Source organism: Burkholderia sp. APQ4-4ca (assembly GCF_057837105.1).
In genome coordinates this window covers 44,512-56,394 of sequence record NZ_JBYQCG010000183.1, presented here as the reverse complement: position 1 = coordinate 56,394, position 11,883 = coordinate 44,512, and the positions used below count along the sequence as shown (strand labels likewise).

General features: G+C 69.4%; 11 protein-coding genes. 2 read left to right on the top strand and 9 right to left on the bottom strand.

The window, feature by feature from the left end:
• Positions 1–209: 209 nt before the first annotated feature.
• Positions 210–1,004: an aminoglycoside phosphotransferase family protein gene (locus AC3IFE_RS20860; protein WP_489191796.1), complete on the bottom strand. Its 795-nt coding sequence runs from the start codon at positions 1,002–1,004 to the stop codon at positions 210–212.
• 242 nt (positions 1,005–1,246) lie between these two features.
• Here AC3IFE_RS20860 and AC3IFE_RS20855 point away from each other — a divergent pair, with 242 nt between their 5' ends.
• Both AC3IFE_RS20855 and AC3IFE_RS20850 read left to right on the top strand, forming a co-directional pair.
• Positions 1,247–3,382 carry a penicillin-binding protein 1A gene (locus AC3IFE_RS20855; RefSeq protein ID WP_489191795.1) on the top strand — a complete coding sequence of 712 codons (2,136 nt, stop codon included), beginning with the start codon at positions 1,247–1,249 and terminating at the stop codon, positions 3,380–3,382.
• 8 nt (positions 3,383–3,390) lie between these two features.
• The gene (locus AC3IFE_RS20850) at positions 3,391–4,002 is read left to right on the top strand and encodes a trimeric intracellular cation channel family protein (RefSeq protein WP_089470745.1); all 612 of its coding nucleotides are present in this window, start codon (positions 3,391–3,393) and stop codon (positions 4,000–4,002) included.
• A 31-nt stretch (positions 4,003–4,033) separates the two neighbouring features.
• Here the strand turns inward: AC3IFE_RS20850 and AC3IFE_RS20845 are convergent, their stop codons facing one another.
• From AC3IFE_RS20845 to AC3IFE_RS20810, 8 genes are all read right to left on the bottom strand, one after another.
• Positions 4,034–4,423, bottom strand: coding sequence for a VOC family protein (locus AC3IFE_RS20845; protein ID WP_489191794.1), 390 nt, complete (start codon positions 4,421–4,423; stop codon positions 4,034–4,036).
• A 90-nt stretch (positions 4,424–4,513) separates the two neighbouring features.
• On the bottom strand, positions 4,514–5,335 hold the full coding sequence (locus tag AC3IFE_RS20840; protein WP_489191793.1) for a heme ABC transporter ATP-binding protein: 822 nt from the start codon (positions 5,333–5,335) through the stop codon (positions 4,514–4,516).
• 18 nt (positions 5,336–5,353) lie between these two features.
• A complete protein-coding gene (locus tag AC3IFE_RS20835) occupies positions 5,354–6,442 on the bottom strand; it encodes a FecCD family ABC transporter permease (RefSeq protein ID WP_489191792.1) in 1,089 nt (362 codons plus the stop codon).
• Between the two features lie 15 nt (positions 6,443–6,457).
• On the bottom strand, positions 6,458–7,375 hold the full coding sequence (locus tag AC3IFE_RS20830) for a heme/hemin ABC transporter substrate-binding protein (protein ID WP_489191791.1): 918 nt from the start codon (positions 7,373–7,375) through the stop codon (positions 6,458–6,460).
• Positions 7,372–8,463, bottom strand: a complete 1,092-nt coding sequence (locus AC3IFE_RS20825; protein ID WP_489191790.1) for a hemin-degrading factor — start codon at positions 8,461–8,463, stop codon at positions 7,372–7,374. Before AC3IFE_RS20825 ends, AC3IFE_RS20830 begins: the two co-directional genes overlap by 4 nt.
• A gap of 49 nt (positions 8,464–8,512) precedes the next feature.
• The gene (locus AC3IFE_RS20820) at positions 8,513–10,786 is read right to left on the bottom strand and encodes a TonB-dependent hemoglobin/transferrin/lactoferrin family receptor (RefSeq protein ID WP_489191789.1); all 2,274 of its coding nucleotides are present in this window, start codon (positions 10,784–10,786) and stop codon (positions 8,513–8,515) included.
• Positions 10,787–11,018: 232 nt separating this feature from the next.
• A complete protein-coding gene (locus tag AC3IFE_RS20815) occupies positions 11,019–11,246 on the bottom strand; it encodes a hypothetical protein (protein ID WP_006480384.1) in 228 nt (75 codons plus the stop codon).
• A gap of 186 nt (positions 11,247–11,432) precedes the next feature.
• Positions 11,433–11,816 carry a DUF6232 family protein gene (locus AC3IFE_RS20810; RefSeq protein ID WP_089470739.1) on the bottom strand — a complete coding sequence of 128 codons (384 nt, stop codon included), beginning with the start codon at positions 11,814–11,816 and terminating at the stop codon, positions 11,433–11,435.
• Between the last annotated feature and the right edge of the window lie 67 nt (positions 11,817–11,883).

The following is an 11,883-nucleotide window of genomic DNA, read 5'->3' as shown; positions in this document are numbered from 1 at the left end:
ATTCTTGGCTGCTAGCGCAGCCCGTCGGACAACGATTCCGAAATCTCTCGAAACTTTCATCGATATTGACCAAAGGCAAGCGGGTACCGAGGATTGTCGGTGATCTAGTCGTATGGTCTAGTGTCTGAAACTGGCCGAATACCGGTGGTCTTCGCAACTTCCCTCAGAACTCCGCGATGAACCTGTGTTTTCATGGCCGACGCATATCGCTACAGCCCGAGCGCTCTCGCCGCAAGCATCGCGACCTCCAGCCGCGTATCCGCCGGCAACTCGTCCTCCATCAACCACACCGCCGATAGCCCCGACCACGCGAGTATCCATTGCAGCAACCGTCGCCGGTCGAGCCGCGCCGCATCCGCCACGAGCACGACGCGCCGCTCGAAACGCGCGGGATCGACCGCGATGTCATGCGCAGGATTGCAGAACAGATTCGCGTAATCGAACGTGCGCTCGCCGCGCAGTCCTTTCGGGTCGATCGCGCGCCAGCCGCGATCGCCGAAATGAAGGATATTGCCGTGGTGAATGTCGCCATGCAGTACGACTTCGTCGACCGAAGGCCCGGCCAGCAACTGACGAGCGACCGCCGCCGAACGGCGCAGCGCATCATTGTCCGCATCGTTCGACAGCAGCGCGTAAAACCAGTCATGCAGCGGCACGAGCGGCGGCACCTGCGGCGCGTGATGCGCGTGCAACCGCGCGACGACGTCGCAGGCGATGCGCATCGTGTCGTCGTCGTGGCCCGCTGCCGACAACGCGGCGAGCGATGGCGCCGGCTGCGCGCGTTCGAGCAGGATCGCGTCGCCGTCGTGCTGCCACACCTGCGCGGCGCCTTGCCCGTTCCACCAGCGCATCAACGCATTGCCGCGCCGCTCTTCGTCGCAAGTGGCGATTTTCAGCATCGCGGGGCGAGCGTGCCAGACGACCGGCAGCAGGCCGCCGCTCGCGGTCAGAATTGGGCCGCCGTCGGGGACGAGGCCCCACAGGCCGAGGTATCGATCGAACATCCGACGATGGTACAAGCGAACCGGTTCACGTGCCCGGCCCGCTCGTCCGTGACGACATGCCGCAAACCCGTATACGCGGTGCGAGCGGGCGCCAAAGCACTTTCCTAAATAAAATTTGGCCAACCAAACTTTGGCTAAAGAATGTTCCGGTTTAGCGCGATCCCTTCGACAATGCGCGCCTTTCGTGACCGATCGGCGCCTGTCTCGCGCCGATCGTCGCGGCACTGAAGAAGGAGCCCGACATGACCGACCCCACCGCCAATCCGCCTCCGCAGCCTGCGCCGCCATCCGCACCACCGCGCCGCCGCGTATGGCGCACGCTCGCGGGCGCGCTGCTCGGCCTGGCGCTCGCGTGTGCCGGCATCGGCGCCTGGACGATCGATCGCATCTGGACGCAACTGCCGTCCGTCGAGCATCTGGCCGTCTATCGTCCCGCGCTGCCGCTGCGGATCTTCTCGCGCGACGGCGACCTGCTGGCCGAATACGGCGTCGAGCGGCGCGAGTTCGTGCCGCTCGAACGCATCCCGCCGCTGATGCGGCACGCGCTGCTCGCGGCCGAGGATGCGAAGTTCTACGAACACGGCCCGGTCGATGTCGGCGGCCTCGCGCGCGCGACGTTCGCGAACGTCGTGACGGGGCAGCCGGGGCAGGGCGGCAGCACGATCACGATGCAGGTCGCGCGCAACTTCTACCTGACGCGCGACAAGGTGCTGAGCCGCAAGCTCGCCGAGATCCTGATGGCGGCCAAGCTCGAACGCGCATACAGCAAGAACAAGCTGCTCGAGCTGTACATGAACGAGATCTATCTGGGCGAGCGCGCATACGGCTTCGCGGCCGCCGCGCACGTGTATTTCGGCAAGCCGCTCGACGCGCTGAGCGCGGGCGAGGCGGCCGTGCTCGCCGGGCTGCCGAAGGCGCCGTCCGCGTTCAACCCGGTCGTCAATCCGGCGCGCGCGACCGCACGGCGCAACTACGTGCTCGGCCGGATGCACGCGCTCGGCCAACTCGACGACGCGACGTATCGCGCGGCCGTCGACGCGCCGATCGCACTGGCGACCACGCCGCCGCCCGGCATCGTCGCGGCGCCGTACGTCGCCGAGCGGGCGCGCCGGATGATGGTCGAGCGGTTTCATGACGACGCGTACACGCTCGGCCTCGACGTGACGACGACGATCTCGATGCGCGACCAGCGCGCGGCCGAGGCCGCGCTCGATCGCACGCTGAGCCGCCGGTCGCGCGCGACGCGCGATGCGCGCAACGGCCTCGAAGGCGCGCTCGTGTCGCTCGATGCGGCCACGGGCGACATGCTCGCGCTGGTCGGCGGCGCGGATTTCAATCGGAACGTGTTCGACCACGCGCTGCAGGCGTATCGGCAGCCGGGGTCGAGCTTCAAGCCGTTCGTCTATTCGGCGGCGCTGGAGAAGGGCTACTTTCCCGGCGTGCTCGTCGACGATACGCAACGCACGCTCACGCACGCGGAAACCGGCGCGCGGCCGTGGCGTCCGCGCAATTTCGGCAATCGCTACGAAGGCTTCATCCCGGTGCGGCGCGGCCTCGTGCGTTCGAAGAACCTGGTCGCGGTCAGCCTGATGCAGGCCGCCGACGCGCGCTACGTGCAGCAGCACGCGGTGCGCTTCGGCTTCGACGCGCAGCGCAATCCGGCGTCGCTGCCGCTCGCGCTCGGCGCGGGCGCCGTGACGCCGCTCGAACTCGCGAGCGCGTACAGCGTGTTCGCGAATGGCGGTACGCGCATGGAGCCGCGCCTGATCCTGTCGGTGAAGCAGCGTCACGGCGGCGCGATGTACGAGGCTACCGTGCCGGCGGGCGAGCGGGTCGTGTCGGCGCGCAATGCGTTCGTGATGGACAGCATGCTGCGCGACGTCGTGCGGGCCGGCACCGCGCGCGGCGCGCTCGCGCTCAAGCGTGACGATGCGGCCGGCAAGACGGGCACGTCGAATGGGTCGAAGGACGTCTGGTTCGCCGGCTATTCGTCGGGCATCGTCGCGGTCGCGTGGCTCGGCTACGACACGCCGCGCCCGATGGGGCGCGCGACCGGCGCGACGCTCGCGCTGCCGGTCTGGCTCGACTACATGAAGACGGCCGTCGACGGGCGCACGCCGGTCGATGCGACGCCGCCGCAGGACGTCGCGCTCGTCGACGGCGATTTCGTCTACGCCGAATACACGCGCGGCACGTGCACGGCCGACGTGCCTGCGTATATCCGCAGCCGCTTCGCATGCAGCGGCGCGGCGGTCGGGGATACGCGGGATGCGCCTGACGCACCGGCAGGCGACGGCAAGCGCGACGAACCGATGCCTGCCGCAGTCGACGCGGCCGAGCGCGAACGCGTGCTCGACCTGTTCCGGACCGACGACTGACACACGCCATGCATACGCTCTATCTGATTGCGATCGTCGCGGAAGCGATGTCGGGCGCGCTGATGGGCATGCGCCGCGGGATGGACCGTTTCGGGCTTGCGCTCGTCGGCGCGGTGACGGCGCTCGGCGGCGGTACCGTGCGCGACGTGTTGCTCGGCCACTATCCGCTCGGCTGGATCGCGCATCCCGAATACCTGGTGATCACGCTCGTCGCGGCGACCGTCGCGTCGTGGGCGGCGCGGCACGTCGCGCGGATGAAGACGCTGTTCGTCACCGTCGACGCGATCGGCCTCGCGGCGTTCACGATCATCGGCTGCGACATCGGCGCGTCGACCGGCACGGCGCCGATCATCGTCGTGCTGGCCGGCGCGATCACGGGCGTGTGCGGCGGGATGCTGCGTGACCTGCTGTGCAACGAGATGCCACTGATCCTGCGCGAGGAACTGTATGCGAGCGTCGCGTTCGTCACGGGGGTGCTGTATGTCGGGATGCAGCATGTCGGCGTCGATGCGGGGTTCGCGACGCTCGTCGCGCTCGCGGCCGGCTTCTCGATGCGGATGCTCGCGGTGCGGCTCGGCTGGAAGATGCGGGCCTTCGGCGCGGCGGACGTCGAGCATTGAGCGTTCGTGCCGGAGGTTGCCGTGCCGGCATTCAATCCGGCTGCATCACCTGAAAGACGTTCCCTTCCGGATCGACGCCGTCGACCATCCGGTACGGGAAGCCGTCGTAGCGCTTGATATCGCGCACGGTCACGCCATCATGGGCGAGCCGGTCGCGATGCGCGTCGAGATCGGCGTCGATCCTGAATACGAGTTTCATGTTGCTGGTGGCCGCGTGCGCGTTCGTGTTTGCCGATATGGCCGCATCACGGAACGCCGGGCCGGCCCGATGCAGCGCGAATTCGATCGCGCCTGCGTCGAGCACGACCCATTCGCCGTCGATTTCCTCGATGACGGGCAGCGCGAAATGTCGTTGATAGAACGCCTTCAGCAATGCGACGTCGCGGACGTACAGGATGATGCGGGTCATCGGAAGCGACACGGAGGTCTCCTCGAAGGGAATAGACGAAAGATCTCGAGCGCAGGTCGCCATTGATGACAGCGCATGGCATCGATGCGATATACACACGCGCTACGCAGGCACCATCACCGGCGGCGTCCCGTCACCGGTTTCCACCATCCTTACCGCGAAGCCATAGCACCGCGCGATATGGGCGGGCGTCATCACGTCGTGCGGTGCCCCCTGCGCGACGATCGTGCCGTCGGCGAGCATCGCGATCGTATCCGCGTGCCGCGCGGCGAGGTTCGGATCGTGGACGATCGCGAGCACGCCGATCTGCCATTCGCGCGCGACGGCGCGCACGGTATCGAGCAGCCGGTGCTGGTGCGCGAGATCGAGCGCGGCGGTCGGTTCGTCGAGCAACAGGTAACGCGGGCCGCTTTCCGTCGCGTCGTGGTCCGGCCACAGCTGCGCGAGGACGCGGGCGAACTGCACGCGCGCGAGTTCGCCGCCCGACAGCGTCGTGACGTCGCGGCCGACGAGCGCATCGGCGCCCGCACGTTCGAGCGCGCGCCACGCGATGTGGCGATCGCGATGTGACGTGGTGCCGCTGCGCCGCGCATGCGGATAGCGGCCGAGCAGCACGATTTCGTCGACGCTGAACGGGAACGCCGGCTGCGCGGCCTGCGGCAGCACCGCGCGCAGGCACGCGAGCCGCGGTGCGTCGATGCGCGCGAGGGGTTCGCCGTTCAGCGTGACGTCGCCCGTCATGCGCACGCCGTTCGGCGCGACGCTGCCGGTCAGCTCGCCGGCGAAGGTTTTCAGCAGCGTGCTCTTGCCCGCGCCGTTGCGGCCGAGCAGCGCGGTCACGCGGCCGGGTTCGATCGACAGCGACAGGTCGCGCAGGATCGTGTCGTGCCGGCGGGCGACGTCGAGGTGGTGGGCAATCAGCATGATCGTCGTGAAGAAGGGTTAGCCGCCGAGCGCGCCGCGGTTCTTCCACAGCAGCGCGAGGAAGAACGGCGCGCCGAGCAGCGCGGTCAGCACGCCGAGCGGAATGTCGGCGGGCGCGGCGAGCGTGCGCGCGGCGAGATCGGCGGCGAGCGTCAGCAACGCGCCGAGCAACGCGGCGCCGGGCAGCACGATGCGCTGGTCGGGGCCGCACGCGAGCCGCACGCAATGCGGCGCGACGAGCCCGATGAAGCCGATGATGCCCGCGCACGACACGAGCGCGCCGACCGCGAGCGCGACCGCGACGAGCACGCGCCGCTTCAGTTGCTGCACGGGCACGCCGAGATGCAGCGCTTCGGTCTCGCCGAGCTGCAGCGCGTTCAGCGCATCGCGTTCGCGCACGAGCAGTACGCAGCCGAGCGCGACGCACGGCGCGACGGCCGCGAGCGTCGACCATTGCGCGCCGCCGAGGCTGCCGAGGCTCCAGAAGGTCAGCGAGCGCAGCTGCGCGTCGTCGGCGACGAACGTGAGCAGCCCGATCGCCGCGCCGACCAGTGCATTGATCGCGATACCGGCGAGCAACAGCAGCGGCAGCGCGAGCCGGCCGCGCGACGCGGCCAGCCGGTAGACGAGCGCCGCGACCGCGAGGCCGCCCGCGAACGCGGCAACCGGCAGCGCGGCCGCGCTCGCGTGCGCGGCAAAGAGCGCGGGGCCGAGCACGATCAGCGTGGTCGCGCCGAGCGCGGCGCCGCTCGACACGCCGACGAGCCCCGGATCGGCGAGCGGATTGCGGAACAGCGCCTGCATTGCGGCGCCGGTCGCGCCGAAGCCGCCGCCGACCAGCAGCGCGAGCACGACGCGCGGCGCGCGGATGTCGAGCAGCACCGCGCGCGCCTGTTGAGCGGCCGCGTCGCCGCTCAGCGCGGCGCAGGCTTCCGCCAACGGAATGCGGTACGCGCCGACGCACAGCGCGACGACGGACATCGCGCCCACCAGAACGGCGAGCGCGGCCAGGACGAACGGCGCGAAGCGGCGCGACGTACCGACGCGTGCGGCGCCGTCGCGCGAGGCGGACGACGGCGCGTTGAAGGGCGAAGCGTGAGCGGGCATCGGGTCGATCCGGAATCAGGCGAGCGCATCCGACAGGCGTCGATGCAGGGTCGTGACGGCGAGCGGCAGGCGCGGGCCGAAGCCGAGCAGGAACAGCGCGTCGAGCGACACGACGCGCCGCGCGCGGCCGGCCGGCGTCGCACCGAAGCCCGGCGTCGCGAGCAGCGCGGCGTGGCCGCCGACGGCGGCCAGCCCCTCGTCGGAGATCAGCACGACGTCGGGCGCGGCCGCCGCGAGCGCCTCGGTCGTCAGCGGCTTGTAGTGCTCGAAGCCCTGCATCGCGTTGCGCGCGCCCGCGTAGCGGATCATCGCGTCGGCGGCCGTGCGCTGGCCCGCGACGAGCGCCTGGGCGCCGGTGTGGTTCAGCACGAACAGCACGCGCGGCGGCTGCGCGCCGCCGGGCACGCGCGCGGCGACCGCGTCGCGCGCGGCCTGCCAGTCGCGATCGAAGCGTTGCAGCAGCGCGGTGCCGGCATCGCGTACGTCGAGCGCCTGCGCGACGCCGGTGATCTTCGCACGCACCGATTCGACGTCGTGGCGCTCGTCGAACGTCGTCACCGTGACGCCGGCGCCTTTCACTTGCGCGATCGCCGTCGGCGGGCCGGCTTCCGCCGAGGCCAGCACGAGATCGGGCCGCAGCGACAGCAGCCCTTCCGCCGACAGCGCGCGCTGGTAGCCGACCTTCGGCAGGCGCTTCGCGGCGTCGGGATACGTGCAGGTCGTGTCGGCGCCGACGAGCCGGTAACGCGGCGTCTCGGCGCCGCCGAGCGCAAACGCGGTTTCCGCCAGCGCGCCGCCGATCACGATCACGCGTGTCGGCGCGGCGGCCGCGGCCTGGGCGAGCACGCCGCCGGGCAGCGCGCCCGCGAGCGCGCCAGCTGCCGCGCCGGCCAGCAGCGACCGGCGGCGCGGATCGAACGACCGCGCGCTCACCGCGCGGCCCCGCGTGCGGCGGCCGGCAGCGTCGCGACGAGCGCGCGCCAGTCGTCGCGTTCGACCTTGCCGGGCTTGCGCTCGCCGAACAGCAGCGCGACGTGATCACCCTTCCGGTCGAACAGTTCCAGCGACGTGACGATGCCGTCGCTCGTCGGCTTCTTCACGACCCATGCGGCGGCGATCAGGTCTTCGCGCACATGCAGGTTGAAGCCCGGATCGAGGACGTTGATCCACGCGCCGACCTCGCGCACGTTCGCGACGGGGCCCGTATGGATCTGGATCATCCCCGCGTTGCCGACGAACACCATGATCGGCTGGCCGCTTTTCGCGGCGTGTTCGAGCACGTGGCGCAACGCATGCGCGGTTTCGACCGGATACGCGTAGTGCGGATCGGCGAGGCGCAGCGCCTGCATGCGGCTCACGCCGAAGCGCTGCGTGATGCCGAAGAACTGGTGGGTGTCGGTCATCGCGTCCCACGCGGCGCGAAAGCCCGCGACGTCGATGTCGGTATCGGCGCGCTCGGGCGTTTTCGGCGCAGAGGGCGCGACCTCGAGGCCCGGCTCCTGCGACGGCGCCCGCCAGCGTTCGACGAACGCGTCGTATGCGGCGTGATCGCTGTGCGCGCGCAGATAGACCTTGTGGATCGCATGGCCCTGCGCATCGAAGAACTGCAGGCTCTTCAGCGGGCCGTGCGCGGTCTCGTCGCGCACCGCGAACGCCGACACCCAGTGACGATAGAAGATGCGCAGGTCGATGTCGCCGAGCGCGAGGCCGACCGGGCCGTCGTGGCTCATCTGCGCGTATTCGCCGTCCTTTTCGTGGACGGCCGTGTCGTTGCGCGTCAGCGCCATCACGCGGCCGAGGCGCGGCATTTCCTCGAACATCGCCGGAAAGCGCGCGTCGAGCCGCACGACGTGCTCGCCGACGAACGCGGCGAGCGCCTCGCCTTCGCTGACGCCGAGCGCCTGCGCGACGTCGCGGTTGCGTAGCTGGCGCTCGGTCTTGAGCTTGACGAACGCATCGCGCAGCGCGGCGGCCGCGCGGGCCGGCGTGGCCGATTGACCGGGAAGGGCGGATTGCATCATGTCGGACTCCTTCGAGTAACGGTTGGGGTGGGCGCGCGGGCGACGCGCATCAGAAATCCACTTTCATGCTGACGGCGACCGTGCGGCCGGGCGACGAATACGCGTCGAGCACCTGCGAATCGGCCGCGATGCCGCGCACGTCCGACCAGTTCCAGTACTTGCGGTCGAACAGGTTGCGGATGCCGATGGTCGCGCTCACGTGCTTGTTGAAGCGGTAGCCGCCGCGCAGGTCGACGACGAACGACGACGGCGGCGTGAAGCACGCCTTGTTCGAACAGTCGGACTTGTCGACGTCCTTGTCGCGTTTGGCGGCCTGGAACAGCAGGTCGCCCTGCACGAACCAGCGTTCGCTCGGTTCGTAGCGCACGCCGAACACGGCCGAGAACGGGTTCACGGTGTTGAGCGGCTGGCTGGCCGCGCCGTCGTTCTGCGTCGAGCCCTTCGTGAACGCCATCGCCGTCTTCAGCGTGATGCCGTTCGGCATCACCCACTCGGCGCGGCCTTCGAGGCCGTGGATGCGTGCGTCGGCGAAGTTCACGTACTGGAACACGAACGGGTCGACCGGCCGGCCGCTGCCGGCGATCGTCGTGCGCGAGATGAAGTTGCGGTAGCGGCCGGTGAACGCGGCCGCGCTGTAGCGCACGACGCCGTAGCCGGTGCCGGCCTTGCCGCGTAGGCCGGCTTCGAACGTGTCGCTGGTTTCGGGCTTCAGGTTCGGATTGCCGATCGACGTGTAGCCGTACACCGGGTTCGAGAAGCTGCTGTTCACCTGGTCGGGCGTCGGCGCACGGAAGCCGTGCGCGTACTGCACGTACGGAATGACCGCGGGCGTGATCTCGTAGAGCACGGCGACGCGCGGCGACAGTTCGTTCGCGCTCGTCGATACGGCCTTGCCGGTGAACAGCGGATCGTTTTCGGTGGGGCTCAGCCGGTACGTGTCGAAGCGCAGGCCCGGCGTGACGAGCAGGCGGCCGTAGCCGATCTGGTCCTGCACGAACGCGCCGAACAGCGTGTAGTCGGTGTCGGGAAACGCCTTGTTCGGGAACGCTTCGCCGACGCCCGGCACCGTGCCGTCGCGCAGGTTCGTCACGCGCGACAGGCTGCCGTCCACGCCGTAGAGCAGCTTGTGCGCGAGCGGGCCCGTCGCGAAGCCGCTTTCGGCGAACGCGGAGCCGCCGAACGTGCGTTCCTTGTACTGGTTGTCGCGCGAGCGCGAAGCCGCCCGGCCACGCGTCTCGAATGCGTACTGATCCTGCTTCGCGTCCTGGTAGTAGAACTGCACGTGCGCGGTCTGGAACCAGCGGAACGCGTCGTCGCGGAAGTCGTAGTCGACGCTGAAGCGGTCGCGCTCGAGCCGGTCGTTCGTCGTGAGGCCGAGCGTGGCCGGCGCGTTGATCGCCGACAGCACGTCGGTGTTCACGCGCCGTTGCACCGTTTCGGCGGTGAACTTGATCGTGTCGCGCGTGGTGGGCGTCAGCACGAGTTTGCCGAGCAGCGATTCCGAATACACGTCCTGCGGGTTCGACGTCGTGCGCAGCGTGCTCGCCGAGTTGTTGCTGCCGCGCGTGTCGACCTCGTGACCGCGCCGGCCGTCGGCGATGATCATCCCCTGGATGCGGTCGTTGCCGCCGGCGGCCGACACGGTCGCGCCGATGCTGCGATCGGTCGAGTCGTAGCTCGGCCGGAACGAGAAGTAGTAGGGCTTTCCGTAGATCGACAGCAGGTCGCGCGGATCCTTCGTGATGAAGTTCACCGCGCCGGTCAGGCCGTCGCTGCCGTACAGCGCCGACGCCGGCCCGCGCAGGATCTCGATGCGCTTGAGCGTGTCGAGATCGGCGTAGTCGCCGCGGCCTGCTTCGAGCGGCCCGAACGAAAACGCGTTCGGCAGGCGGATGCCGTCTTCCATCAGCAGCACGCGATTGCCTTCGAGGCCGCGGATGTTGATGCTCGAATCGCCGTCGCGGCCGCCGCCGAGCGCGGCGCTGCCGGGCCGGTACGCGGTGCGGCGCACCGTGATGCCCGGCTCGTAGCGCAGCGCGTCCTTGATGTTGGTGGCCTGCTGTTCTTCGAGATCCTCGTCGGGGATCACCGACACGGATGCCGCCGTGCGGCTCGCCGCGGTGGCGGTGCGGGTGGCCGTGACGGTGACGGGGTCGAGCAGCGCCGCCTCGCCGCGCACGGACGCGGCGGCGGTGGTCAGGACGGCGGAAGGCGGGGTGGCGCCTTGCGGCGACGAATCGGCGTGAGCCGGGGCAGCGGACAGGCCGAACGCGCCGAACAGCGCGGCACAGATCGGCCGCCGCGCCAGCGTATAGCAATGCACAGGTGGTCTCCCATTGACGATAACAAGCCCGAAGGCTGGCTGGGCGACGCGTTCACCTGGCTGGCCCGGTTGCGCGCGACGTGCGGCAATCGGCGATTTGAAAGGCAACTGACAACCTTGCCAGTGTAAATGAGAATTATTATCAATACAAGGACGCCAAGCCACGCATGCGAGTGAGCGCTCGCCTGCGCGGCTCGCGCGAGCCGTGGCGCGAATTTGAGAGAAACGGGCGCTAAGCCAGCGCTTCGATGCGAATCAGCAGATTGCGCGCATGCGCGATGAACGCGTCGTGCGTGGCGCGATCGCCGTGGCTTTCGATGCCGGCCTGTTCGGCGAATGCGATCTGTTCGGTGTAGAGCTCGACGAGGGCGCGGCGTGTGTCAGGGGGAAGCGCGCGGATCATCGACACGATCAGCAGTTCCTGCGCGCGAAGCATGCCGGACAGCGATTGAGCGTTCATGCTGGCCTCCTCGGACGATGCGGCGGCGAGCCGCTCTTTCCATACTAGGCGGTCGGCGTCCGCCGTGGAGGCGAGGTGCGTGCCGACGGTGCATGGCATGCGATTCGTCGGGAAGGGTGCGCGCGCCGACGCTCGCCGCGGGCATGCGGCAAGCGCGAATCGGAGCGTGCATGAACGCGAATGGAATCAGCCGGCGGCGGTGGCGGACTGCGCGTCGCGCACGACCTGCGCGACGCGTTCGACGAACGCGGCGTCGACGCTCGACAGCGCTTCGCGCGTGCCGTCGGGCATCTCGACCATCAGCCGATACGTGACGTCCTGCGTGGTCCACGCGAGATAGCCGACGACGACGAGCATCACGCCGACCACCAGCGCGGCGCTCGATGCGCCGATGCCGCCCGCGACGGCGACGGCCGCGCCGATCAGCGAGATCAGCGACGGCACGAGACGGTTTTTCGGAATCTTGACGACATCGACCTGGCGGATGTCACGCAGCGCGAATACCTGCCCGGCGGCCGACAGGCCGTTGCGCGTGACCATGACGCCACGTTCGTTGAATGCGTTTTCCATCGTGTGTGACGTGGACGAAAACGCGCAGCGTAGCAGGTTTCGTTGCCGCGTCAAACGAGACCGACTG

Excerpts from the sequence above, each read along its gene's own strand:
- AC3IFE_RS20860 (WP_489191796.1), bottom strand. The coding sequence starts at position 1,004 with ATGTTCGATCGATACCTCGGCCTGTGGGGCCTCGTCCCCGACGGCGGC.
- AC3IFE_RS20855 (WP_489191795.1), top strand. The coding sequence starts at position 1,247 with ATGACCGACCCCACCGCCAATCCGCCTCCGCAGCCTGCGCCGCCATCC.
- AC3IFE_RS20850 (WP_089470745.1), top strand. The coding sequence starts at position 3,391 with ATGCATACGCTCTATCTGATTGCGATCGTCGCGGAAGCGATGTCGGGC.
- AC3IFE_RS20840 (WP_489191793.1), bottom strand. The coding sequence starts at position 5,335 with ATGCTGATTGCCCACCACCTCGACGTCGCCCGCCGGCACGACACGATC.
- AC3IFE_RS20835 (WP_489191792.1), bottom strand. The coding sequence starts at position 6,442 with ATGCCCGCTCACGCTTCGCCCTTCAACGCGCCGTCGTCCGCCTCGCGC.
- AC3IFE_RS20825 (WP_489191790.1), bottom strand. The coding sequence starts at position 8,463 with ATGATGCAATCCGCCCTTCCCGGTCAATCGGCCACGCCGGCCCGCGCG.
- AC3IFE_RS20815 (WP_006480384.1), bottom strand. The coding sequence starts at position 11,246 with ATGAACGCTCAATCGCTGTCCGGCATGCTTCGCGCGCAGGAACTGCTG.
- AC3IFE_RS20810 (WP_089470739.1), bottom strand. The coding sequence starts at position 11,816 with ATGGAAAACGCATTCAACGAACGTGGCGTCATGGTCACGCGCAACGGC.